The 26,084-nt window shown below is 63.4% G+C and carries 12 protein-coding genes; 7 read left to right on the top strand and 5 right to left on the bottom strand.

The window, feature by feature from the left end; translation table 11 throughout:
* The first annotated feature begins 221 nt into the window (after positions 1–221).
* The 4 genes from ACP7A2_RS20725 (at position 222) to ACP7A2_RS20740 (ending at position 5,434) form a co-directional block, all read left to right on the top strand.
* Positions 222–1,511: a M18 family aminopeptidase gene (locus ACP7A2_RS20725; protein WP_016970147.1), complete on the top strand. Its 1,290-nt coding sequence runs from the start codon at positions 222–224 to the stop codon at positions 1,509–1,511.
* A gap of 145 nt (positions 1,512–1,656) precedes the next feature.
* On the top strand, positions 1,657–1,833 hold the full coding sequence (locus ACP7A2_RS20730) for a hypothetical protein (protein ID WP_348062609.1): 177 nt from the start codon (positions 1,657–1,659) through the stop codon (positions 1,831–1,833).
* Positions 1,834–1,905: 72 nt separating this feature from the next.
* Positions 1,906–4,071, top strand: coding sequence for a mechanosensitive ion channel family protein (locus ACP7A2_RS20735; RefSeq protein WP_426135728.1), 2,166 nt, complete (start codon positions 1,906–1,908; stop codon positions 4,069–4,071).
* A 16-nt stretch (positions 4,072–4,087) separates the two neighbouring features.
* Positions 4,088–5,434 (top strand): amidohydrolase, encoded by a 1,347-nt coding sequence (locus tag ACP7A2_RS20740; RefSeq protein ID WP_426135729.1) that lies wholly within the window; start codon positions 4,088–4,090, stop codon positions 5,432–5,434.
* A 120-nt stretch (positions 5,435–5,554) separates the two neighbouring features.
* Here the strand turns inward: ACP7A2_RS20740 and ACP7A2_RS20745 are convergent, their stop codons facing one another.
* The 4 genes from ACP7A2_RS20745 to ACP7A2_RS20760 all read right to left on the bottom strand — a co-directional run bounded on the left by ACP7A2_RS20745 (position 5,555) and on the right by ACP7A2_RS20760 (position 9,556).
* Positions 5,555–5,779, bottom strand: a complete 225-nt coding sequence (locus tag ACP7A2_RS20745) for an MbtH family protein (protein ID WP_375070870.1) — start codon at positions 5,777–5,779, stop codon at positions 5,555–5,557.
* A gap of 82 nt (positions 5,780–5,861) precedes the next feature.
* Positions 5,862–7,268: an aspartate aminotransferase family protein gene (locus tag ACP7A2_RS20750; RefSeq protein ID WP_426135730.1), complete on the bottom strand. Its 1,407-nt coding sequence runs from the start codon at positions 7,266–7,268 to the stop codon at positions 5,862–5,864.
* A gap of 273 nt (positions 7,269–7,541) precedes the next feature.
* Positions 7,542–8,861 (bottom strand): ATP-binding protein, encoded by a 1,320-nt coding sequence (locus tag ACP7A2_RS20755; RefSeq protein ID WP_426135731.1) that lies wholly within the window; start codon positions 8,859–8,861, stop codon positions 7,542–7,544.
* On the bottom strand, positions 8,861–9,556 hold the full coding sequence (locus ACP7A2_RS20760; protein ID WP_426135732.1) for a response regulator: 696 nt from the start codon (positions 9,554–9,556) through the stop codon (positions 8,861–8,863). The genes ACP7A2_RS20755 and ACP7A2_RS20760 overlap by 1 nt, the downstream gene beginning before the upstream one ends.
* Before the next feature lie 162 nt (positions 9,557–9,718).
* Between ACP7A2_RS20760 and dsbD the strand changes: the two genes are divergently transcribed.
* From dsbD to dsbG, 3 genes are read left to right on the top strand one after another with little or no spacing between them, the layout of a single operon-like run.
* Positions 9,719–11,446, top strand: coding sequence for a protein-disulfide reductase DsbD (gene dsbD, locus ACP7A2_RS20765; RefSeq protein WP_426135733.1), 1,728 nt, complete (start codon positions 9,719–9,721; stop codon positions 11,444–11,446).
* Positions 11,446–12,291 (top strand): prolipoprotein diacylglyceryl transferase family protein, encoded by an 846-nt coding sequence (locus tag ACP7A2_RS20770; protein ID WP_426135734.1) that lies wholly within the window; start codon positions 11,446–11,448, stop codon positions 12,289–12,291. The genes dsbD and ACP7A2_RS20770 overlap by 1 nt, the downstream gene beginning before the upstream one ends.
* Positions 12,267–13,028 (top strand): thiol:disulfide interchange protein DsbG, encoded by a 762-nt coding sequence (dsbG, locus tag ACP7A2_RS20775; protein WP_426135735.1) that lies wholly within the window; start codon positions 12,267–12,269, stop codon positions 13,026–13,028. The genes ACP7A2_RS20770 and dsbG overlap by 25 nt, the downstream gene beginning before the upstream one ends.
* Positions 13,029–13,143: 115 nt before the next feature.
* On the opposite strand, the gene ACP7A2_RS20780 is transcribed toward dsbG, so the two are convergent.
* Positions 13,144–26,043: a non-ribosomal peptide synthetase gene (locus ACP7A2_RS20780; protein WP_426135736.1), complete on the bottom strand. Its 12,900-nt coding sequence runs from the start codon at positions 26,041–26,043 to the stop codon at positions 13,144–13,146.
* Positions 26,044–26,084: the final 41 nt, after the last annotated feature.

Here is a 26,084-nt window from a genome sequence, read left to right on the forward strand (position 1 = left end):
CGAAGACCTTTTGGTTACTTTTGGCTGGGCCGGCTTCCGGGCGTTTGCCAAAAGTGACCCGCTGTAAGAGCGGAACCCATATCAGCCGTTACCGCAGCAATGGATATGTACACCGACAGACCAGCTCCCACAGTGGTCGTGTGTTGAATGGAAGAAGTGAGCTACACGCAAAACCGCGAGCCAATACGGTAAACTCCGCGCACTGCTGTCTGGAGCTATTTATGCGCGAAGCGTTGAATCAAGGCCTGATCGACTTTCTCAAGGCCTCCCCTACTCCTTTTCATGCCACTGCCGCCCTCGCCCAGCGCCTGGAAGCGGCCGGTTATCAGCGTCTCGACGAGCGCGAAACCTGGGCCACCGAGGCCAACGGTCGCTACTACGTGACCCGCAACGACTCCTCGATCATCGCCTTCAAGCTCGGCCGTCACTCGCCGCTGCTCGGCGGTATTCGCCTGGTCGGCGCCCACACCGACAGCCCCTGCCTGCGGGTCAAGCCCCAGCCGGAACTGCAGCGCCAAGGCTTCTGGCAGTTGGGCGTGGAAGTCTACGGCGGCGCCTTGCTCGCACCGTGGTTCGACCGCGACCTGTCCCTCGCCGGCCGCGTCACCTTCCGCCGCGACGGCAAGGTCGAAAGCCAACTGATCGACTTCAAGCTGCCCATCGCCATCATCCCCAACCTGGCCATTCACCTGAACCGTGAAGCCAACCAGGGCTGGGCGATCAATGCGCAAACCGAGCTGCCGCCGATCCTCGCACAATTTGCCGGTGACGAACGCGTCGACTTCCGCGCCGTGCTCACCGAGCAGCTTGCACGGGAGCACGGGCTCAACGCCGACGTGGTGCTCGACTACGAGCTGAGTTTCTACGACACACAAAGCGCTGCGGTAATTGGTCTTAACGGCGACTTTATCGCCGGCGCTCGCCTCGACAACCTGTTGTCCTGCTACGCCGGCCTGCAAGCCCTGCTCACCAGCGAAACCGACGAAACCTGCGTGCTGGTGTGCAACGACCACGAAGAAGTCGGCTCTTGCTCCGCCTGCGGCGCTGATGGCCCGATGCTGGAACAGACCCTGCGCCGCCTGCTGCCTGAAGGTGATGAATTCGTACGCACCATTCAGAAATCGCTATTGGTGTCGGCGGATAACGCCCACGGCGTGCACCCCAACTACGCCGAGAAACACGACGCCAATCACGGCCCGAAACTCAACGCGGGCCCGGTGATCAAGGTCAACAGCAACCAGCGTTACGCCACCAACAGCGAAACCGCCGGGTTCTTCCGTCACCTGTGCATGGCCCAGGAAGTGCCGGTGCAGAGCTTTGTGGTGCGCAGCGACATGGGTTGCGGCTCAACCATCGGCCCAATCACCGCCAGCCACCTGGGCGTGCGCACCGTGGACATCGGCCTGCCGACGTTCGCGATGCACTCTATCCGTGAACTGTGCGGCAGCCATGACCTGGCGCATTTGGTGAAGGTGTTGGGTGCGTTCTACGCGAGTCGCGATCTGCCCTGATCTAAAAATGTGGGAGCGGCGGTGCGACGATTCGACTTGCTCGCTCCCACATTTGGTTATGTGTACACCTGACCTACATCACCTGCACTTTCTGTAATCCGACCTAAACTTGTCAGAATTCCCACTCCGACAAGGCCGTCGTCCCATGATTTCCATGTCCTCGTTCCACGCCATGCTCATCCCCATTCTGATCGGCATGATCCTGCTGGCTGTCGGCTTCAACTTTCGCGACAAGCCTGTCGGTGTATTTGGCATGTGGATCGGCATGCTGCTGATCCTGGGTACGGTGGTTTACAAGATCCTCGCCAAACTCGCGGACTGACAAATGCACTCGCATCTGGCATAGCGGCCTCGTACACTCGGTCAATTCGTCGTTTTCAAGGTTGACCGCCTCGTGCTTTCCCGTCTGTTTGCCCTGCCCTGTTACCTCCTGATTGCCCTGCTCACGTTGCTGCCGCTCACGTCTGCCCACGCCGTGGGCTTGCCCGGCCTGCTGGGCAACACCACCAAGACCCAACCCCAGGCCGAGGTGCCGCTGGGCCAGTCGCTGGACGAGGTGATCAAAACCCTGGAAAACGACCAGCAACGTACCCAGTTGCTGAGCGACTTGAAAAAACTGCGCGAAGCCACGCAAAAAGCCCAACCGGCCGCCGAGCAAGGCGTACTCGGGTTGATCGGCGGCACGCTGGCTGGCCTGGAAGCGCAGTTTTCCGGCGCCGACAGCCCGCTGGGGCGCTGGTCGAATGAGTTCGACCAAGCCAAGGATGAACTCAGTGCACTGATGCTGCCGGCCAGAGAATGGCTGCCGATCATTTTCGGTTTCGCCGTGATCCTCGCCGTGTGGAGCCTGCTGGCCGCCGCGCTGATCTGGCTCAGCCATCGCGTACGTGAACGCTTCGGCCTGCCGGAAGAATTGCCGCAACACCCGCGCACCTGGGACATGGTGCGCTTCGCCCTGCGCAAACTGGGGCCCTGGCTGATCGCCCTGGTCATCACGATCTACCTGAGTTACGCGCTGCCCTTCTCACTCGGTAAATCCCTGGCGATGGTGCTGGCCTACGCGCTGGTGGTCGGCACCTGCTTCTCGGCCATTTGCGTGATTGCCTTTTCCTTGCTCGATGGCCCGCACCGTCACCGCGCGCTGTATATCCTGCGGCATCAGGCCTTTCGCCCGCTGTGGTGGATCGGCAGTTTTGCCGCCTTTGGCGAGGCCTTGAGTGACCCGCGACTGGTACAGGCCCTCGGCCAGCACCTGGCCCACACCGCCGCCACCGTGGCCAATGTGATGGCGGCGCTGTCCACCGGCGTGTTTATCCTGCGTTTTCGCCGCCCCATCGCGCACCTGATCCGCAACCAGCCGTTGTCGCGCCGCCTGACGCGCCGCGCCCTCACCGATACCCTGTCGATTATTGGCACCTTCTGGTATTTGCCGGCGCTGCTGCTGGTGTGCATCTCGTTGTTCGCCACGTTCCTGTCGGCCGGCGACACCAGCACCGCCTTGCGCCAGTCCCTGCTGTGCACGGTATTGCTGGTGCTGTGCATGGTGATTAATGGGCTGGTTCGCCGACACGCGCTCAAACCGCAACGCGGGCACAAGCGCCATGCGCTGTACTCGGATCGCCTGAAAAGCTTCGTCTACACCCTCGCTCATTTGCTGGTCTGGCTGGTGTTTATCGAGTTGGGCCTTCGCGTGTGGGGCCTGTCGCTGATTCGCTTTACCGAAGGCGACGGTCATGAAATCAGCGTCAAGCTGTTCGGCCTCGGCGGCACGCTGCTGTTTGCCTGGCTGATCTGGATCCTCAGCGACACGGCGATCCATCACGCCCTCACCCGGTCGCGCAAAGGCCTGGCAAATGCGCGCGCGCAAACCATGATGCCGCTGATCCGCAACGTGCTGTTCGTGACCATCTTTATCATCGCCGCCATCGTCGCTCTGGCGAACATGGGCATGAACGTCACGCCACTGCTGGCCGGTGCCGGCGTGATCGGCCTGGCCATCGGTTTTGGTGCGCAGTCGCTGGTGGCGGATTTGATCACCGGCCTGTTCATCATCATCGAAGACTCCCTGGCTATTGATGACTACGTGGACGTCGGCGGCCACCTCGGCACCGTCGAGGGCCTGACCATCCGCACCGTGCGCCTGCGCGACATCGACGGCATCGTGCACACCATCCCGTTCAGTGAAATCAAGAGCATCAAGAACTACTCGCGGGAGTTCGGCTACGCGATCTTCCGGGTGGCGATTCCCTACAACATGGAAATCGACGACGCGATCAAACTGATGCGCGACGTCGGCCAGAAGATTCGCAACGACCCGTTGCAGCGCCGTAACATCTGGTCGCCGCTGGAGATCCAGGGTGTGGAAAGCTTTGAGTCCGGCAGCGCGATTTTGCGCGCACGTTTCAAGACGGCGCCGATCAAGCAGTGGGAAGTGTCGCGGGCATTCAACCTGTCGCTCAAGCGCCATCTGGACGAGGCCGGGCTGGACCTGGCCACGCCACGCCTGAGTGTGCAGGTGGTCACCGCCGGCACCGTGCAGGAGAAAGATTTACAACAATAATCATGGAGAGGTAGTTATGCGTTTGACCGGTCTGACCCACCCGTGGGTGTTCGGCATGCTGTGCGGCGTCGCCAGCAGTGCCGTGATTGCCGCCAGCAGCGGCCAGGACAGTGCCCGAGAGGAAATCGCCGCCCAGGCAAAAATCCTCGAGCCGGCACTGCTGGAAACCCGTCGCGATATTCACGCCCATCCCGAATTGGGCAACACCGAAACCCGCACCGCCGAGCTGGTCGCCAAACAATTGCGCGAGCTGGGCCTGGAAGTGAAAACCGGCGTGGCCCGCACCGGCGTAGTCGCCGTGTTAAAAGGTGGCCTGCCCGGCCCGACTGTGGCCCTGCGCGCCGACATGGACGCGCTGCCGGTCAAGGAAGTCGCCGACCTGCCCTTCGCCTCCAGAGCCAAGGGCACCTACCTGGGTAAAGAGGTCGACGTGATGCACGCCTGTGGCCACGACGCCCACACCGCCATCCTGCTGAGTACGGCGAAAATTCTGACCGGCATGCGCGACCGTCTGCCCGGCACCGTGGTGTTTTATTTCCAGCCAGCCGAAGAAGGCCCCAGCGACTTTATCCCCGACGGCAAAAACACCTGGGGCGCGAAAATGATGGTGCAGGAAGGCGTGATGAAAGCGCCCAAGCCGGACGCGGTATTCGGCCTGCATGTGTGGGCCGGCGTGCCGGCCGGGCAAATCGCTTATCGCCCCGGCCCAACCCTGGCCAGCTCCGATGACTTGCGCATCAAGATCCTCGGCAAACAGACGCACGCCGGTCGCCCCTGGGACGGCATCGACCCAATCACCGTGGGCGCGCAGACCATTGTCGGCCTGCAAACCGTGGTCAGCCGCCGCACCGATATTTCGTCATTCCCCTCGGTGGTGAGCATCGGCACCATCAACGGTGGCACCCGCTACAACATCATCCCCGAGTCGGTGGACATGACCGGCACCATTCGCTCCTACGACTACGGCATTCGCCAGAAGCTGCACGCGGACGTGCGCCAGACCGTGGAAAAAATCGCCGAAAGCGGTGGCGCGAAGGCTGAGGTCACGATCATCGAAAAATACGACCCGACCATCAACAACCCGGCCCTGACCGAGAAAATGCTGCCAAGCCTGCGCTGGGCGGCCAAGGATGACGTGGTGCAAGGGCCACTGGTGGGCGGTGCCGAAGACTTCTCGTTTTATGCCAAAGAGGCGCCGGGGCTGTTTGTGTTTCTGGGCGTGACGCCGCGGGACCAGGACATGAGCAAAGCCGCGCCGAATCATAATCCGGGCTTCTTTGTGGATGAGTCAGCGTTGGTGGTGGGGGTGAGGACGTTGGCGTCGTTGGCGACGGATTACCTGTACACCAATCAGCCGCTATAACGCTGTTCTGTGGGAGCAGGCTCTGTGTGGCGAGGGCGCTTGCTCCCGCTTTTTTTGGGGGCGCTGCGCACCCCAACGGGAGCAAGCTCCCTCGCCACAACAAGCCCGCTGCCACATGAATCAGCCGGCGACTGCTGCACCGTCCATTTTCTGGCGCAGGCTCAGCGGGCGCATATCCGTCCAGACTTCCTCGATGTAGGCCAGGCATTCTTTCTTCATGCCGCTCTTGCCCACGGTACGCCAGCCTTCCGGCACGGCCTTGTAATCCGGCCAGATCGAATACTGTTCTTCGCTGTTGACCACTACCTGAAACAGGATGTCGTCGCGGTCAAATACTGAGGTCATTGCTGTTCTCCATCGCTTAAAGACTCGCCGCGCACCACGCGCAGCGCTGATATCTGTAGAAACGTATAACGCTCGCAAAAAATTACAGGCTGGCCACCGCCGCCGCCAACGCACGACCGAAAATCTCGGCAACCTGGTCCACTTCGGCGCCAGTGATTACCAGCGGCGGCAGGAAGCGCACTACGCTGCCATGCCGACCGCCCAGCTCCAGGATCAACCCACGCTTGAGGCATTCGCGCTGCACCAGGGGTGCCAGCTGGCGATGCACTGGTGGGTGCCCCTGAATATCAAGCGCGCCGCGCGGGTCGACCAGCTCAACGCCGAGCATCAGCCCGCGCCCACGAATATCCCCCAACTGCGGGAAGTCTCGCTGAAGGATGCGCAAGTGCTCGCTCAAGCGTTCACCCATGGCCGCCGCGTGGCCTGCCACGTCGTTTTCCTTGAGGTAGCGCATCACCGCCGACCCCGCCGCCATAGCCATCTGATTGCCGCGGAACGTTCCGGCATGGGCGCCCGGCAGCCAGGTGTCGAGCCAGTCGCGATACACCACCACCGCCAGGGGCAGGCTGCCGCCGATGGCCTTGGACAGCACCACCACGTCCGGGATGATGCCGGCGTGCTCGAAGGCGAACATCTTGCCGGTACGGCCGAAACCGCTCTGAATCTCATCGACGATCAACGCCACACCGGCCTGTTCAGTGATACGCCTAAGGCCACGCAGCCAGTCGAGGTCGGCCGGAATGACGCCGCCCTCGCCCTGCACCACTTCGACAATGACTGCGGCAGGCAGCAGCACGCCGGCTTCCGGGTCGTTGAGCAGGTTTTCCAGGTAATGCAGGTTGACCCGCACACCCTCAGCGCCGCCCAGGCCAAACGGGCAGCGGTAGTCGTAAGGGAATGGCAAAAACTGCACGCCATTGCCGAGCAGCGCGCCCAAGGGTTTTTTCGGCCCCAGGCTGCCCATCAGGCTCAACGCGCCCTGGCTCATGCCGTGGTAACCGCCCTGAAACGAGAGCACCGTGCTGCGGCCCGTCGCGGTGCGCACCAGTTTTAAAGCGGCTTCCACGGCATCGGTGCCGGTGGGGCCGCAAAACTGGATCTTCGCTTCTTGCGCCAGCGCTTGCGGCAGCAGGCCGAACAGGTCTTGTACGAATTTGTCTTTGACCGGGGTGGTCAAATCGAGGGTGTGCAGCGGCAGTTCATCGCTGAGTACCTGCTGGATCGCGTCGATCACAACCGGGTGATTGTGGCCCAGCGCCAGGGTACCGGCGCCGGCCAGGCAGTCGATGAAGCGGCGGCCTTCAACGTCTTCCACGTAGATCCCCTTGGCGCGCTTGAGTGCCAGAGGGATGCGTCGGGGGTAGCTGCGCGCGTTGGATTCCTGTTGGCGTTGGCGGGCCAGCAGCGGGGTTTCTTCGAAATGGTAGAGCGTTTCCACGGGGTCAGGGCTGACCTGGGGGGCTTCGATACGGGTGGTCGCGACTGACATCTTTCGATCCCTCAATAGGCGGCGTGGGTACGGGTTTCATGTTCTTGAAACGCACCAGCGGCTTGGGGATTTAGGGGGGCGGCGGTTTTTTGATTGAGTCCCTGTCTGTTGTTTGGGTGATGGCTGATATCGGCTCCGCTGTTGCAGCGGGTCACTGTTGGCAAACACCAGGAAGCCAGCCCAGCCATAAGTGACTAAAGGTCTGTGCCTTCACCACACAGCGGGGTCAGTGTGAGGCCAGCTCCCAAATATTGGGTGGCTGAAAAAACCCAATCAGCGTCGCAACGGCATACCCAGGTCAACCCGCAAGCCGTCCGGCTGGCTGTCGAACTTCAACGAACAGGAGCAACGCTGGACGATCGCCTGAACAATCGCCAGCCCGAGCCCGCACCCTTCGCTGCTGCCATTGCGCCAGAACCGCTGGGTGAGGTGTTGCATGTCCTCGCTGGAGATCTGCTTGCCATGGTCGCGCACGCGGAACACCACGTTGTCGGCGCCGGTGAACACGCTCAGTTCCACGCGCGTGTGCGCCGGGGTGTGGCGCAAGGCGTTATCCAGCAAGTTGCGCAGGGCCGCGACGGCCAGGCCCACTGGCATTTCCACCGGAGTGGCGGACACGTTGGCCGGCAGGATCAGATCGATGCGCGTGTTGTCGCCCGCGTTGGCATCCTGAATCGCCAGCCGCGCCACTTGCTCGGCGCTGGAGTGCATGCCGTCATCGAACGACAGGTTGCCCTCCACGCGCGCCAGCAACAGCAATTGCTCCAGGGTGCGGTGCAGGCGGTCGGCGCCTTCCTCGGCGTGCGCCAGGGATTGGTCGCGGGCCGCGCCGTCGGTCATGCGCGCCACTTGCAGGTGGGTCTTGATCGCCGTCAACGGGCTGCGCAGTTCGTGAGCGGCGTCGCCGGTCAGGCGGCGCTCACGCTCGATGGTCTTGGCAATGCGCTGCAACAGTTGGTTTTGGGTGTCGAGCAGCGGTTTCAGCTCGCTCGGCAGCGGGTGAATCTGCAGCGGCTCAAGGGAATCGGCACTGCGGCGCATCAACGCGTCACGCATGCGATTGAGCGGCACCAGGCTCTGGCCGATGCCGAGCCACAGCAGGCACAGGCAACCGAGCAAGGCCACGCCCACCGGCACCGAAGCCGCCAACAGGATCGACAGGTTAAGCGCCTCACGCTCAACCTGTCGGTCAGCGGTGGTGATCAGCAGGTCGCCACGGGACAGGGTGAAACTGCGCCAGCCCACGCCGTCGATCATCTGGTCGCGAAAGCCGCTTCTGCGCGACTCCAGACCTTCCTCCGGCGTGGTGTGGCTACGCGCGAGAATTTCCCCGCGCAGAGAGCTGACCTGGCAGGCCATGCCTCCCGGCACATTCAACTGCTCGGTGCGCAACTGCGTGGTGCTGCTCATGCTGGCAAGGCCAGGCATCTGCTCGGTCAGCCCGGCCACCATGCGCGCCGACGCCACCAGACGCTGGTCGAGGGAAAACATCATCTGGTTGCGCAAATCGTTGAGCATCCAGGCCGCCGCCAGAGCCCAGATCAGCACAAAAGCGGCGCCCAGCTTGAACGTCAGGCGCAGGCGCAGGCTCATCACGAAACGCTCTCGCCCTTGTCAGCCACGCCAGCATCGGCGGTGCCCAGGCGATAGCCCAGGCCGCGCACAGTCTCGACAATGCCGTTGCCCAATTTGCGCCGCAGGTGGTGGATATGCACGTTCAGCGCATTGCTTTCCAGTTCATCATTGAAGCCGTAGACGCTGTCCTTGAGCTGTTCGCTGGACAGCACACGGCCCTTGTTGTGCAGCAGGGCTTGCAGCAGCGCCTGTTCGCGGCGGGACAGGTCCACCGGCTGGCCGCCCAGGAAAGTCTCGCGGCTGCTCGGGTCGTAGGCCAGGCGGCCGTGTTCGATCAGGTTGACGCTGCGCCCCGCCACCCGCCGCAACAGGGTTTGCAGGCGCGCGGCGAGTTCACGCAGGTCGAAGGGTTTGAGCAGGTAGTCGTCGGCACCGGCTTGCAGGCCGTCGACACGGTTGGTCACCGAGTCGCGCGCAGTCAAAATCAGCACCGGAATTTCCAGGCCCTGGCTGCGCTGTTGTTGCAGCAGCTTGAGGCCGTCTTCGTCGGGCAACCCGAGGTCGAGCACCATGATGTCGAACGTCGCCGCCTTGAGCATCGCCCGTGCGGCGCCGGCCGTGGCCACGCGCTCGACGGTAAAGCCCTGGGCGCTGAGGCCGGCCACGATGCCGCTGGCGATCAGTTCGTCGTCTTCACAGACCAGTACGTGCATGGTTAACCCTTCATGAAAGATGGGGGAATTAAAGGTGCCACGGATTAAGCGCAGATTATGCCGCTAAAACCTGCACACACCCTCTAGAATAGCCGCGGTTAATCATCGGTTAATCAACGCCACACATTGTGTGCCTCACTTGCATCGAACTAAGGCTTGACCATGCGGCATCTGTTTACCTTTCTGCTGGTGTTGTTCGCAGGGTTTGCCCAGGCTGCGCCGGGGAACCCCTTTGAGACCAAACCCGATTTCCTGCCGGTGGGCAAAGCGTTCACGTTTACTTCCGAACGTCTTGAAAGCGGTGAAACCCAGCTGTATTGGCAGATCGCCGATGGATATTACCTCTACCAGCAACGCATGAAGTTCGACGGCCTCGCCGAAAAGCCTGTGCTGCCGCAGGGCGAAGCCCATAGCGATGAGTTCTTTGGCGAGCAGCAAGTGTACCGCCAGGGCCTGGAAGTGAAGATTCCGGCCGGCGCCACCGGCCAGGTCAAGCTGGGCTGGCAGGGCTGTGCGGATGCAGGCCTGTGCTACCCGCCGCAGTCGATCACCGTGGACCTGGGCGGCAACCCGGCCGTTGCGGCCACCGCGCAAGCCCCGGATCAAAGCCTGGCGAGCGGCCTGCAGCAGCGCAGCCTGGGCTGGAGCCTGTTGGTGTTCTTTGGCTTGGGTCTGTTGCTCGCATTTGCCCCATGTTCGTTGCCGATGTTGCCAATCCTTGCAGGTCTAGTGGTAGGCAGTGGCGCCAGCCCGCGTCGCGGTTTTGCCTTGGCCAGTAGTTATGTGGTGTGCATGGCGCTGGTGTATGCGGCGCTCGGCGTGTTGGCCGCATTGCTGGGCGGCAACCTTGCTGCCCTGTTGCAAACCCCGTGGATTCTGGGCAGTTTCGCGGCGCTGTTCGTGATCCTCGCCCTGCCGATGTTCGGCTTCTTTGAACTGCAATTGCCTGCCTTCCTGCGCGACCGCCTGGACAACGTCAGCCGTCAGCAAAGCGGCGGCAGCCTTGTGGGCGCCGGGGTTCTCGGCGCGCTGTCCGGCCTGCTGGTCGGCCCGTGCATGACCGCGCCACTGGCCGGTGCGCTGCTCTACATCGCACAAAGCGGCAATGCGCTGCACGGCGGCCTGATCCTGTTCGCCATGGGCATCGGCATCGGTATTCCGCTGTTGCTGCTGGTGACCGTGGGCAATCGCTTCCTGCCCAAACCTGGCACCTGGATGAACGTGCTCAAGGGCATCTTCGGCTTCCTGTTCCTCGGCACCGCTGTGCTGATGATTCGCCCGGTGGTGGATGCAAGCCTGTGGCTCGGCCTGTGGGGCGCACTGGCGCTGGTGATGGCCTACTGCGGCTGGACGCTGGCTCGCGAATACGGCCTGGCCGCCAAGGTACTCGGCGCCGGCTCGCTGTTGCTGGGCCTGTGGGGCGCGGTGCTGGTGGTGGGCGCGGCCGGTGGCAGCGATGAGCTGTGGCAACCGTTGAAGGTCTACAGCGGCTCGAACACCGCCGCTGCGCCGAGCGCCCACGAGGCGTTCATGACCATCAACGACCCCGCCGTGCTGCAAAGCCAGCTCGACAGCGCCAAGGCCCAGGGCCAATGGGTGCTGGTGGACTACTACGCCGACTGGTGTGTGTCGTGCAAAATCATGGAAAAACAGGTGTTCGGCAAACCCGATGTGATGGCCGCCCTCAAAGACGTGCGCCTGCTGCGCCTGGACGTCACCGCCGACAACGCCGCCAGCCGTGAGCTGCTCGGCCGTTACAAAGTGCCGGGGCCGCCGAGCTTTGTGTGGATCGGCCCGGACGGTGAAGAACGCCGCGCGCAGCGCATTACCGGCGAAGTGGATGCCGCTGCCTTCCTGCAACGCTGGACCCAAACCCGGGATGCGCGCTGATGATGACCCTGACCATCGGCACCTTTGCCATCGCCCTGAACCACATCCTGCTGATCGGCGCGCTGATTCTCGCCACCGTGGTGGGCTGGCGCGTGGCCAAGCGTGGCGGTGAGAACCCGGAATCGGTGCTGTTCAGCCTGTTCCTGCTGGGCATGCTGGTGGCGCGGGTCAGCTTTGTATTGATGTACTGGAGCGATTACCGCCACGACCCGCTGCAAATGGTTGACCTGCGCGACGGCGGTTTTCTGGCCTGGCCCGGCGTGATCGCGCTGATACTCGGCGCCCTGCTGTACGGCTGGCGCCGCCCGGCCCTGCGCACGCCGCTGGGCGCCGGGGTACTCACCGGCCTGGTGTTCTGGGGCTTGACCAGCGTGTCCCTGAGCCTCTACGACAAAGGCTCGCAACTGCCGGACATCACCCTGCGCAACGCCAATGGCGACGTGGTGCAACTGGCCGATTACAAAGGCGGCCCGCTGGTGATCAACCTCTGGGCCACCTGGTGCCCACCGTGCCGCCGCGAAATGCCGGTGCTGGAGCGCGCGCAACATCAGCGCCCGGACGTAACCTTCCTGTTCGTCAACCAGGCCGAAAGCATGCAAAGCGTCAGTACCTTTCTCGCGACCCAGGGCCTGACCCTCGACAACGTGCTGTTTGACGCCAGCGGCCGCCTCGGCCAGGCCGTTGGCTCCATGGCCCTGCCGACCACGCTGTTCTATCAAGCCGATGGGCGCCTGATCAACAGTCACCTCGGTGAACTGTCCCAAGCCAGCCTGGCCCGCGCCATGGAACCCTTTGATACTGCCCCTGCAAGGAAACCCACATGCCAAGCCTCCGCCAACTGCTGACCCTGCTGCCACTCACGCTGGCGGCCACGCTGGCCCAGGCCGAAGACTGGCCTGCACCGATCAAACAGATCGAGGCCAAAGGCGCCAGGATCCTCGGTAAATTCGACGCCCCCAGCGGTCTCACCGGTTATGCCGCGCAATACCAGAACCGCGGCATGGCCCTGTACCTGACCGCCGACGGCAAAAGCGTGCTCGCTGGCAACCTGTACGATGCCCAGGGCAATGACCTGAGCAGCGCGCCGCTGGAAAAACTGGTGTACGCGCCGATGGCCAAGGAGGTCTGGGGCAAAATGGAACACAGCAACTGGATTCAGGACGGCGATAAAAATGCACCGCGCATCGTCTACCTGTTCAGTGACCCCAACTGCCCGTACTGCAACATGTTCTGGGAACAGGCGCGGCCGTGGGTAAAAGCCGGCAAGGTGCAGTTACGCCACATCATGGTTGGCATCATCCGCGAAGACAGCCCAGGCAAATCCGCCGCGCTGTTCGCCGCCCAAGACCCGCAAAAGGCACTGGAAGAACACGAAGCCGCCGGCAAAGGCAGCAAACTGCAGGCACTGGACAAAATCCCGGCCGATATCGAGGCCAAGCTCGATGCGAATATGAAGTTGATGGAAGCGCTGGAATTGTCGGCGACGCCAGCGATTTTCTACCTGGACGACAAAGGTGGGTTGCAGCAACAGCAAGGCGCGCCGTCGCCGGATAAGCTGGTAAAAATCCTTGGGCCAAAATAAGCAGCGCTTGGGCTGACGCCATCGCAGGCAAGCCAGCTCCCACATTTTGAACTGTGAATCCATTCAAATGTGGGAGCTGGCTTGCCTGCGATGAGACCCTTCCAGCTGGCGAGGATTAAAGCCCCTCCAACTCCGCCATCAAATCACTCAACCGATCCACCTTCTCGGCGCTGATCTCATTCGCCGCCAGCCCCTCGATGTACTCGGCCAACTGCGCCACTGTGCTGCACTCGAACATCGCCCGCAGCGGCACGTCACGTTGCAGGGTTTTCTGCACACGGGACGCAATCTGCGTGGCCAGCAACGAGTGCCCGCCCAGTTCGAAGAAGTTGTCCTGCACCCCCACCCTTTCGACTTTCAGCACTTCGGCCCAGATCGCGGCCAGGGTGGCCTCCAGCTCATTGCGCGGCGCCAGATAATCCTGGCTGTGCAATTGGCCGATTTCCAACGCAGGCAGCGCCTTGCGGTCGAGTTTGCCGTTGGCGTTCAACGGCAGCCGGTCAAGCCATAACCAGTGCAGCGGCACCATGTATTCCGGCAGCTCAGCACGCAGGCGCTGCTTGATATGGTCCAGGCGCTCGCTCGGGTTGAGCGCTGCTTCGGCCGCCACCAAATAGCCAACCAAATGCTTGCCGTTGGCTCCTTCCTGAACGCCAACCGCCGCATCGCGCACTTGCGGTTGCTCATGCAGGCGCGCCTCGATTTCACCCAGTTCGATACGGTAACCGCGAATCTTCACCTGGTGGTCGATACGCCCCACGTATTCCAGCACGCCATCGCTGCGCCGGCGCGCAAGATCACCCGTGCGGTACAGGCGCTCGCCCGGTGCGCCAAACGGGTTGGGCACAAACACGGGCGCGGTGCGCAGCGGATCGCTGACATAACCCCGCCCAACCCCTGTCCCGGCCACGCACAATTCACCGACAGCGCCCTGCGGCACCAGCTCCAGCGCGCCGTCCAACAGGTACAAACGGTTGTTGTCGGTCGGAGTACCAATCGGCAGGTAAGTGCCACGGGTCGAGGCCACATCCACACGGAAGAACGCCACGTCATCCGAACATTCAGCCGGGCCATAGGCGTTCACCAGGCCAATGTCCGGGTAACGCAGCAGCCATTGGTGCGCCAGTTCCGGCGGCATCGCCTCACCGGTCGGCAGCATCCAGCGCAAGCCGTCCAGGCCTATGCGCTCTTGAGCGAGCATGCCCTGAATCAGCGACGGCACGCTTTCCAGCACAGTAATACCCTGAGCCTGTACATGCGCCAGCAAGCCCTGAGGATCATGGGCGAGAGTGTTCGGCACAATATCCACCCGCGCGCCGAACAGCGGCGCGGCGAGGAACTGCCACACGGAAATATCAAAACTTTGCGATGCGGTTTGCGCGATTACATCCGCCGCACTCAAGTCCAGGTACGGCACCTTGCTCAACTGGTTATTGAGCATGCCGCGCTGCTCAACCATCACACCTTTGGGCAAGCCGGTTGAGCCCGAGGTGTAGATCACATAGGCGAGGTTGTCCGGGCCGCTGTAGATGCCTGGGTTGTCATCCGCCTGCGCCAGCGCGTCCCACACCAATAATTTCGGCCGCGCAGAACAGGCGAATTCTTCGAGCAATTCCAGCGCCTGTTCGCGGCAGGCTTGCGTACACACCAGCAATGGCGTGCGGCTCAGGTCGATAATTCGGCTCAGGCGTTGGCTGGGCAGGCCAGGGTCCAGCGGCAAGTAACCGGCACCGGCCTTGAAGCTGCCGATGATCATGCCCAACAGGTCAAGGTTGCGCTCGGCCAACAAGGCAACGGGCTGATCCAGGCCGACGCCCGCCTTGATCAGCGCGTTACCGAGGCGATTACTGCGCCGGTTAAGCTCGGCATAACTCCATTGCTGATCCAGGCAACTGGCGGCAATACGCTGCGGATGCTTGGCCACCTGCGCTTCGAACAGCTCGACATAACTGCGCTCCAGTGGGTAGTCGCGCTCGCTCTGGTTGCAGCCCTCTACCAAAAACTGGCGTTCCTGCTCGCCAATCAGCGGCAGGTCAGCCATGTCGCCATGGAAGCCCTGCACCAGCGCCAGCAGCAGGCGTTTGAACTCACCGAGCATGCCTTGCACGGTGGTTTCGTCGAAGTAACGCTTGTCGTAAGACAGGTGCAAACCGAGGTCGTCGCCGGGGTAGCACACGGCGGTCAACGGGAAGTTGGTGTGGGTACGGCCAGAATCCGACGTGGCATTCAGGCTTTGCGCGCGGTCCAGCACCGAGACTTCCACCGGGGCGTTTTCAAACACAAACAGGCTGTCGAACAGCGGCTGGCCCTTGGGCAGTTCACTGTGCTCCTGGATGGTCACCAGTGGCAGGTAGTCGTACTCGCGCAGTTGCATGTTGCTGTCGAGCAGGCCGCTCAGCCACTGGCGCACGCTGCAACGCCGGTCGTCTTCAGGCAGTTTTACCCGCAGCGCGATGCTGTTGATAAACAGGCCGACGGTGCGTTGCATCTCTGGCATGTCCACCGGGCGCCCGGCCACGGTGACGCCGAACAGCACATCCCGATCACCACTCAGGCGGCGCAGCACCAACGCCCATGCAGCCTGAGCAAAGGTGTTGACGGTCAGTTGATGGGCCTGGGCCAACTCGCGCAGCTGCGCGCCATCGCGGGCGTCAAGGCGGGTGTAGCAGTCGCCCACCACCATGCCGCCGCTGTGGCCTGCGTGTTCGCGCAGGAATGGCCGGTCGCTCGGAATCGGCGTGGTGCGTTCGAACCCTTGCAGGTTCTGCTGCCACCACTGGCGGGCTTCGGCGAGGTTCTGGCGTTGCAGCCAGGCGATGTAATCGCGGTAACGCGGTGGCGTGGCCAGTTGCGCGTCGCGGCCCTCGCCCAGGGCCGTGTAGATGTCGAAGAAGTCGTTCATCAGCAGCGAACGGCACCACGCGTCGATGAGGATGTGGTGGTTGCTCATCATGAACCAGTAGCGTGCTTCGCCGACGCGGATCAGGCGCAGGTGGAACGGCGCCTGATTCAGCAGATCGAACCCGGCTTCGCGCTCAGCCTTGAGCAAGGCTTGCAGGCGCGGTTCATGCTCGGCTTGCGGCTCGGCACTCCAGTCGAGGTAGTCGATCGGCGTGCTGCCCGGTTTGTGGATCACTTGCAGCATGTCTTCGCCGACGTTCCAGCAGAACGAGGCACGCAACGCTTCGTGGCGGGCGATGACTGCCTGCCAGGCCGTGGCGAAACGTTCCGGGTCCAGGGCGCTGTTGATGCGGTAGCGGTCCTGCATGTAGTAGAGGCCGGTGCCCGGTTCCAACAGGGTGTGCAGCAACAAGCCTTCCTGCATCGGGGTCAGCGGGTAAACGTCTTCGATGGCGCTGGCCGGAACCGGCAAGGCGTCCAGTTGAAGTTGGGTCAGGCGTGCCAGCGGGAAGTCGGACGGCGTGAGGCCGCCCGCGTCATCCTTGAGGCAATGCGCGATCAGGCTTCGCAGCTCGGCCAGATAAGCATCTGCCAGTTCGCGGATGGTCTGTTGATCATGGCGTTCACGGCTGAAGGTCCAGCGCAATACCAGCTCGCCGCCGTACACCTGGCTGTCGACGCTCAGCGCGTTAGGCAGCGGCGCATCAGGGTCATGGGCCTGGCCCGCCGATTCATCCAGCGGATGAAACAGCGCATCGGCGCCGAAGCTCTGGTCGAACTGACCGAGGTAATTGAAGGTAATTTCAGCGCTCGGCAACGCGGCCATGGTGTGCTGGATCAGGTCGTCGGCCAGATAACGCAGCACGCCATAACCCAGGCCCTTGTGCGGCACGCCGCGCAGTTGTTCCTTGATCGCCTTGATCGAGGCGCCCTGCTCTGCCAGCGGCGTCAGGCGCAACGGGTAGGCGCTGGTGAACCAGCCAACGCTGCGGGTCAGGTCGATCTCATCAAACAGGGTTTCGCGGCCGTGGCCTTCCAGCTGGATCAGCGCCGAGTCGTGGCCGCTCCAGCGGCACACCACGCGAGCCAGGGCCGTCAGCAACAGGTCGTTGACGTGGGTGCGGTAGGCGCTTGGCGCTTGTTGCAGCAATTGACGGGTGTGCTCGGCGTCCAGACGCACGCTGAGCGTATCGGCGTCGCGGTTGCGCAGTGAGCCTTGTGGGCGGTCCACCGGTAACGCCACCGCCGGGCCTGCCAATTGAGCCTGCCAGACGCTCAACTCTTCGCGCAGTGACTCGCTGCCGGCATACGCCTGCAAGCGCGCGGCCCAATCGCGCAGGGCGCTGGTCTTGGCGGGCAGGCTGATGGACTGGCCGTCGCTGAGTTGGCGGTAGACGTTTTGCAGGTCTTCCAGCAGTACGCGCCACGACACGCCGTCCACCACCAGGTGATGGATCGCAATCAGCAGCCGTTGCTGGCCCTCAGGCCCGTCTACCAACAGGGCGCGCAGCAGCGGGCCGTGTTCGAGGTCGAGGCTGCGTTGGGTGTCGGTGAACAGCGCCGCGCAGTGCTGCATATCGCGCACTTGCGCCTGCTTCAGCACGCCGCCTGCGGGCACCGCCAAGTGCTCGGCGTGCCATTGCGCATCACGCGGGGTAAAGCTCAGGCGCAAGGCGTCGTGGTGTTCCAGCACGGCCAGCAGTGCCTGTTCCAGGCGCTGCGGATCAAGCAGTTGCAGCGGCTTGAGCAGCAGCGCCTGGTTCCAGTGCTGACGGTTTGGAATCTCGGTGTCGAAGAACCATTTCTGGATGGGCGTAAGGCCCGAACTGCCCGTGAGCACACCTTGCTCGGCGGTGACCTGCTCGGAGCGGGTGGCGACTGCGGCCAGAGTGTGCACGGTCTGGTGCTGGAACAGGTCGCGGGGGCTGAAGTGAATTCCGGCCTGCCGCGCGCGGCTGACCACCTGGATCGACAGGATTGAATCGCCGCCCAGCTCAAAGAAATTATCGTCCAGGCCAACGCGCTGCACGTTGAGCACCGCACACCAGATCGCGGCCAGCGTTTGTTCAAGCTCGCTGCGTGGCGCGACGTAGTGTTGGCGATTGGCCTCGGGGTCAGGCTGCGGCAAGGCGCGGCGGTCGAGCTTGCCGTTGGCGGTCAGCGGCATGCTGTCGAGCACGATCAGGTGCGTGGGCACCATGTAGTCCGGCAACTGCGCCTTGAGGTGCAGTTTCAACGCTTCGCGCAAGGTTGCAGGCTCTGCGTCGCTGACCAGGTACGCCACCAGCTGTTTGCCGCTCGGCGAATCCAGCGCCAGCACCACCGCCTCGCGCACGGCCGCGTGTTCCAGCAGGCGCGTTTCGATCTCGCCCAGTTCAATACGGAAACCACGGATTTTCACCTGATGATCAATCCGCCCCAGGTACTCCACCAACCCATCGGCGCGCTGGCGCACCAGGTCGCCGGTGCGGTACACACGGCCGCCGTTCGTGGTGAACGGATCAGCCACAAAACGCTCCGCCGTCATCCCCGGACGCTCGTGGTAACCCTGGGCCAGACCGGCCCCGCCCACGTACAACTCGCCGGTCGCGCCTTGCGGCACCAAGGCCAGGTCGGCGTCGAGAATGTAGGCCACGCGGTCACCGATAATGCTGCCGATCGGCACACTGCCGGCGCCCTCCTCCAATTGCTCGGGCGCAAGGCTGGCCAGCGGCATCACTACGGTTTCGGTCGGGCCGTAGGCGTTGAAGAACACCTGCGGCTGGAACGCTGCACGGATGCGCTGCAAATGTTCGCCGGTCAACGCCTCGCCGCCGGTGATACACATGCGCACCGGCAGCGTCTGGTGTTGAGTCGCCAGCCATTGCGCCAACTGGCTGCCATAGCTCGGCGTGAAACCGAGGATATTGATGCGATGCTCGCGGATCAGCCCGCAGATTTCTTCCGCATCCCACTGCCCCTGAGCGCGCAGCACCACGTGCGCACCGCTGAGCAGCGGCACCAGCAACCGCTCGGTGGCGGCGTCAAAATTGATCGAATAAAAATGCAGCTCGCAGTCATCCGCGCGCATGCCGAAACGCTCGATCACCGCCTGGCAATGCATGGCGATTTCACCGTGGGACACCACCACGCCCTTCGGCTTGCCGGTGGAGCCGGAGGTGTAGATCAAGTACGCCTGATGTTGCGGCAGACTGATAAACGGCAGCTCACTGACCGGGTAATTCGCCAGCACCGGTGAGTCATCTTCGAGGCACCAGCAGGCGACGCTCGCGGGCAATTCGCCGAGGGCTTCGAACATTGCCCCATCACTGAGCAGCAGGCCAATACCGCTGTCTTCGATCATGTAATGCAGACGGTCCAGCGGGTATTCCGGGTCCAGTGGCACATACGCGCCGCCAGCTTTAAGAATCGCCAACAGGCCGATGACCATTTCCAGCGAACGCGGCAGCGCCAGGCCGACACGCACCTGCGGGCCGACGCCGCGTTCGCGCAGCATCCAGGCCAAGCGATTGGCGCGGGCGTCGAGTTCGGCGTAGGTGAGCGTTTCGCCTGCGAAGGTCAGGGCCGGGGCATCGGCACGCTTGAGCGCCTGCTGGCTGAACAGCTGATGAATGCACTGGTCGAGACGATGCTCACCCGCCTCAACGCCGAGGCTACCGTGCAAGGCGCGCTGCTCGGCGACCGTCAGCAAGGGCAATTCACTCAGGCGCTGCTGCGGATCGGCAATCAACGCTTCCAGCAGGTTGCGCCAATGTTCGGCCATACGTGCAATGCGTGGCTCGTCGAACAGATCAGTGCTGTAGGTCAGGCAGCAACCCAGGCGATGGTCCAGATCGGTGACTTCCAGGTTGAGGTCGAACTTGGTCGCGCGGGCATCGTTGGCCAGGTACTCCACCGTCATGCCAGCCAGTTGGCGGCTCTGCTGAAACTCCCAGCGCTGCACGTTGCACATCACCTGGAACAGCGGGTTGTACGCCGCGCTGCGCGGCGGTTGCAGGGCTTCCACCAGATGATCGAACGGCAGGTCCTGATGGGACTGGCCTTCGATCACGGTGTGGCGCACCTGCTCAAACAGCTCGCTGACGTTCATCTGCCCAGTGAGCTGGCAACGCAGCACTTGGGTGTTGAGGAAGGCACCGATCAGCCCTTCGCTTTCCGGGCGAATACGGTTGGCCACCGGGGCGCCGATGCGCAGGTCGGTCTGGCCGCTGTAGCGGTAAAGCAGCACCGCCAAGGTGGCGGTCATGGTCATGAACAGCGTGAGGCCGCGTTCGGCGTTGAAGGCACGCACGCGAGCAGCCAGGTCATCGCTCAGGTCGAAACGGTACAGCTCGCCCCGATGGCTTTGCACCGCTGGCCGTGGGCGGTCGCCGGGCAGTTCCAGCAAGGGATGCTCGTGGCCCAGTTGCGCGGTCCAGTAATCCAGCTGGCGTTCTCGCTCTCCGCTTTCCAGCCACTGGCGTTGCCACACGCTGTAGTCGAGGTACTGCACCGGCAATGGCGCCAGCGGCGAGTCACGCTCGTCGATGAAGGCTTCGTACAGCGCGCTGAGTTCACGGGCAAAAATGTCCATGGCCCAGCCTTCGGTGACGATGTGGTGCAGGGTTAGTACCAGGTAGTGTTCCTGCTCGCCCGCCTTGACCAGGCAGGCGCGCAACAGTGGCCCGGTTTCCAGGTTGAACGGTGTGTGGGCCTCTACGTCGGCCAGGTGCTGCACGCGCTGCTGGCGCTCGGTGTCGTTCAGCGCGGTGAAGTCCTGCCAACTCATGCGCAAGCCGGCCTGTGGCGAGACCTTCTGATACGCCACACCGTCGACACTCGGGAAGGTGGTGCGCAGGGTTTCGTGGCGCATGATCAACGCCTGTAACGCCGCCTCGAACCGCCCGACATCCAGCACGCCACGCAGGCGTGCCATGCCGCCGACGTTGTAGGCCGGGCTGTCCGGTTCCATCTGCCAGAGGAACCACATGCGCTGCTGGGAGTAGGACAACGGCACTGGCTGGTTGCGATCGACCCTGGCGATGGCGGTCTGCTGGTTGCGCTGGCCCGACGCCTGAATCAACCCGACTTGCTCGGCAAAAGCCCCCAACTCGCTGGATTCGAACAAGGTGCGCAACGGCAGCTCGACATCGCAGGCCTGGCGGGTACGGGAGATGATTTGCGTGGCCAGCAACGAGTGGCCGCCGAGGGCGAAGAAGTCGTCGCGCAGGCCGACGCGTGGCAGCCCGAGGACTTCGCGCCAGATCGCGGCGATTTGCTGCTGCAACGGAGATTGCGGCTCAACGTGTTCGCGGGCTTGCCACACAGGTTCCGGCAAGGCGCGGCGGTCGAGTTTGCCGCTGGGGCTCAGCGGCATGGCGTCCAGGCGCATCAACAGCGCGGGCACCATGTACTCCGGCAGTTCGGCGGCCAGCGCGGTGTTGACCGCGTGTTCGTCCAGCTCGGCAGGGGCGGTGTAGTAGCCGATCAGTTGACCGTCACGCACCTGCACCACGGCCTGGGCGATACCGGCCAGGGCGAGCATTCGGGCTTCGATTTCTCCCGGCTCCACACGGAAACCGCGCAGCTTCACTTGCTGGTCGAGACGGCCGAGGTAGTCGAGCACACCGTCGGCGCTCCAGCGCGCACGGTCACCGGTGCGATACAGGCGCGCACCCTGATGGTCAGCGACAAAACGCTCAGCCGTCAGCCCTGCCCGACCGAGGTAGCCGCGAGCCAGGCCGATGCCGCCAATGCACAGTTCACCCGGCACGCCCACCGGTACGGGGTTGAGCTGCTCGTCGAGCACGCGACAAATCACATTGCCCAGCGGGCGGCCTATCGGCGAGCGTTCGCCGTCTTCTGCGCTGCACTGCCAGTGGGTCACGTTGATCGCGGTTTCGGTCGGGCCATAACGGTTGTGCAACTGCACCGCCGGCAACTGCGCCAACACGCGGTTGCGCAACTCGGCGGGCAAGGCTTCGCCGCCAGAGAACAGGCGGCGCAGGCTGGTGCACTCGGCTGCCAGCGGTTCGTCGATAAACACCTGCAACAGCGGCGGCACAAAGTGCAGCGTGGTGACGCCATGCTGCTGCACAAGCTGTGCGATACGGTGCGGGTCGCGGTGTTCGCCGGGGCCGGCGAGCACCAGGCGACACCCGGTGATCAGCGGCCAGAAACATTCCCACACCGACACGTCAAAACTGATCGGCGCCTTTTGCATCAACACATCGGTTTCATTGAGCTGATACGTGGCCTGCATCCACTGCAAGCGCTCGGCCAGCGCCGCGTGGGTGTTGCCCACGCCTTTGGGCTGGCCGGTGGAGCCGGAGGTGTAAATCACGTAGGCGAGGTTGTCGCCATCCAGGTGCAGGCCCGGCGCCTGGGTCGGCCAGCTGTCCAGGTGCAGGCTGTCCATGGCGATCACGCACACGCCTTCTGGCGTCAGCAAGTGCGCCAGCAACGCGGTCTGGGTCAGCAGCAGGTGCACGCCGCTGTCCTCCAGCATGTAGGCCAGGCGCTCGGCGGGGTAATCCGGGTCCAGTGGCACGTAGGCGCCACCGGCCTTGATGATTGCCAGCAGGCCGATCAGCAGTTGCGGCGAACGTTCGGCGGCGATGGCTACGCACACGTCCGGGCCGACACCCTTGTCGCGCAGGTAATGGGCCAGACGGTTGGCCCTGGTGTGCAGTTGGGCGAAGGTCAGGCTGCCGCCCTGCCAGACCAGCGCGGTTTCATCCGACGTGTGCCGGTTGAGCAGTTCCGGCAGCCATTGTTGAGCTGGCGTGCACGGCGCTTCGCTCCATTGGCGCTGCTCATCGTGCTGCATCAGCGTGAGGTCGCCGATGGCCTGTTGCGGTTGCTCGGTGACGGCGTGCAGCAGGTTGATGAAGTGCTCCGCCAGGCGCTGGATAGTCGCGGCCTCGAACAGTTCGTCGGCATAGTCGAACGACAGGCTCAGCCGCCCGTTACGGTCTTCTTCAGTGTGCAGTTGCAGGTCGAACTTGGCTTCGCGGCTGTGCCACGGCAGTTCATCGGCGAGCATCCCCGGCAGGCGGCGCAAGGCGCTTAAGTCACGTTGCTGGTGGTTGAACATGACCTGGAACAAACCGTGCTCGCGGGCTTGCGGGAAGGCTTCGAGCAATTGTTCGAACGGCAGGTCCTGGTGAGCCTGGGCCCCCAATGCCGCCTGGCGGGTTGCGGCCAGCAGCTCATTGAATGGCAAGCGCCCGTCCAGCTCGGCGCGCAGCACCAGCGTGTTGATAAAGAAGCCGATCAGGCCTTGGGTTTCCTGGCGCGGACGGTTGGCACTCGGCACGCCGACACGGATATCGCGCTGGCCGCTGTAGCGATAGAGCAGGCTTTGAAAGGCAGCCAGCAACAGCATGAACGGGGTGGATTGGTGGGTTTGCGCAGTCTGGCGGATCGCTTCGCTGAGGCTGACACTCAAGCGCACACTGTGCCGCGAGGCGCTGTTGAGGTGCTGCGCCGAGCGCGGGTGATCGGTAGCCAGGCTCAGGGTCGGATGGTCATCGCCCAGCTGCGCTTTCCAGTACGCCAATTGCCGCTCGCCTTCGCCCTCGGCCAGCCATTGGCGCTGCCAACTGCCATAGTCGGCGTACTGCAGCGCCAGTGGCGGCAGCTCGAGCGTCTGGCCCTGGGATGCAGCGGCGTAAAGACGCGAGAATTCGTCAATGAGGATATTCAGCGACCAACCGTCGGCGATGATGTGGTGCAGGGTCACCAGCAACTGATGATCTTCATCGCCCAGGCGCACAAGGGTCACTCGCAGCAGCGGGCCTTTCTCCAGGTCGAACCGGGTATGCGCTTCGTCCTCGCGGATCTGTTGCGCGCGGGCTTCCCGCTCGACGGCGGGCAGGTCGCTGAGGTCGATGACGTGCATGTCGAATGCTGCGTGTGCGTCCACACGCTGGAACGCTTGGCCATCGCGCTCGTAGAAGCGTGTGTGCAGGGCTTCGTGGCGCTGGATCAACTGTTGGAAGCTGGCGCGCACGGCGTCTTCGTCCAGCTCACCGCGCAGGCGCAGGGCACCGGGAATGGTGTAGGCGCTGCTCTGCGGGTCCAGTTGCCAGGTGATCCACAGGCGGTTTTGCGCCAGGGATTGCGGCAGTTCCTGCTGACGGGACAACCCATGAATCGCACCTTGAGCCACGCCGCCATCCTGCTGCAATCGCGCCACTTGTGCGGCAAACGCCGACAGGCTTGGCGCTTCAAACAGCATGCGCAGGTTGAGTTCCAGGCCGAGGGTTTCGCGCAGGCGAGCGACCACTTGGGTGGCCGTGATGGAGTTGCCGCCGAGCAGAAAGAAATGGTCATCGGCCGCGACCTTCGCCAGCTGCAACTGCTCGCACCAGATCGCCGCGATCTGGGTGTGCAGTTCGGATTCCAGCGCCGCGTCGCCCGCTTGCGCTTGCACGTCAGGGAACTGCGCGTAGCTGTCGAGGCTGCCGTCGGCGTGGCGAATCGCGCAGGCCGCACGTTGCAGCTTGCCACTGGAAGTTTTCGGCAACGCGCCGGGGTTAAGCAATATCACCACGCTTGGGGCTTCCTGATACGCCTCGGCCACCGCTTGGCGAATCGCTTTGATCAGCGCGTCGGGCGGCAGAAGTTTCTGCACGCTGCGGCTGATTTCAGCGGCAATGCCGATGCCTTCCAGGCCCTGGTGATTCACCGCAAACGCGGCAACCCGGCCTTTGCGCACGGCGTCCACTTCGCGCTCGATGGTTTGCTCGATGTCCTGGGGGTACAGATTGTGGCCGCGCACGATCAGCAGGTCTTTCAGGCGACCGGTGATGTACACCTCGCCTTCGCGGATGAAACCAAGGTCGCCGGTGCGCAGCCAGGTGCGGCCCGCGTGCTGCACGAAAGTCTTGGCCGTGGCTTCGGGGTTGCGCCAGTAGCCGTGGGCAATGCTCGGGCCGCTGGCCCAGAGTTCGCCGACGCGGTTGTCGGCAAGTTCGTTGAGCGTGAGCGGGTCGGCAATCAACACCGCGTGCTCAGGCTGGCCGGTGCCGCAGCTCATGATCGCACTGCCCTGCCCCGGTTCGGCACGGTTGGCGGCCAACGCGTTTTCGTCTACGCGCAACGCCGGAATGCCGTGGCCACGGGTGCCGCCGGCAACAAACAAAGTGGCCTCGGCCAGCCCGTAGGAGGCGAAGAAATTATTCGAGGTGAAACCGCAAACGGCGAACTTCTCGGCGAAGCGCTCCAGGGTATCCAGGCGGATCGGTTCGGAGCCGGAATAGGCCACGCGCCACCGGCTCAGGTCCAGGCGTTCCAGGGCCGACTCGCTGACTCGCTCGCTGCACAGGCGGTAAGCGAAGTCCGGGCCGCCACTGATGGTGCCGCCGTATTCGCTGATCGCTTCCAGCCAGCGCAATGGCCGGCCGAGGAAGTAGGCAGGCGACATCAGTACGCAGGGCACGCCGCTGAAAATCGGTTGCAGCAGGCCGCCGATCAGGCCCATGTCGTGGTACAGCGGCAGCCAGCTGACGATCACGTCGTTGGGGTTGAGGTCGATGCCAAACCCGCGACGGATCAACACTTCGTTGGCAACCAGGTTGCCGTGGCTGACTTGCACGCCCTTGGGCAATGCGGTGGAACCGGAGGTGTATTGCAGGAAGGCGATGTCGTCGGGGTTCAACGCGGGCGCGATCCAGTTGTTCGCGATCTCGGGGTTGAGGGTGTCGACGCTCAACACCGGCGGCGCGTTTTCGATCTGTGAGAGTCCCTCGCCGAGGCTGGCGATGGTCAGCAACAGGCGCGGCTCCGCGTCCTTGAGGATCGACAGCAAGCGTTCCTGATGGTGGCGGCGAGTGGACTCCGGCGGGTAGGCCGGCACGGCGATCACCCCGGCGTACAGGCAACCGAAGAACGCCGCGACGTAATCCGGGCCACTGGGGAACAACAGCACCGCACGGTCGCCAGGCGCTGCATTCGCCTGCAAGGCGGCGGCGATGGTGCGCGCGCGCGCGTCGAGGTCACGGTAACTGAGCACAACGTTGTGCTCGACGGACTCGGCCAGAAAGCGCAGGGCCACCTGGTCCGGGGTTTGCGAAGCGCGGCGCTGAAGGGACTGGACCAGGGTGCGGGGAAGTTCGAAGGCGTCCATCATGGGGTTCCTGCCTGAAATCGGCTTACGGGAAATTCGGAAAT

The organism is Pseudomonas sp. PWP3-1b2 (genome assembly GCF_049896045.1).
GTDB classification, from domain to species: Bacteria; Pseudomonadota; Gammaproteobacteria; order Pseudomonadales; family Pseudomonadaceae; genus Aquipseudomonas; species Aquipseudomonas antarctica_B.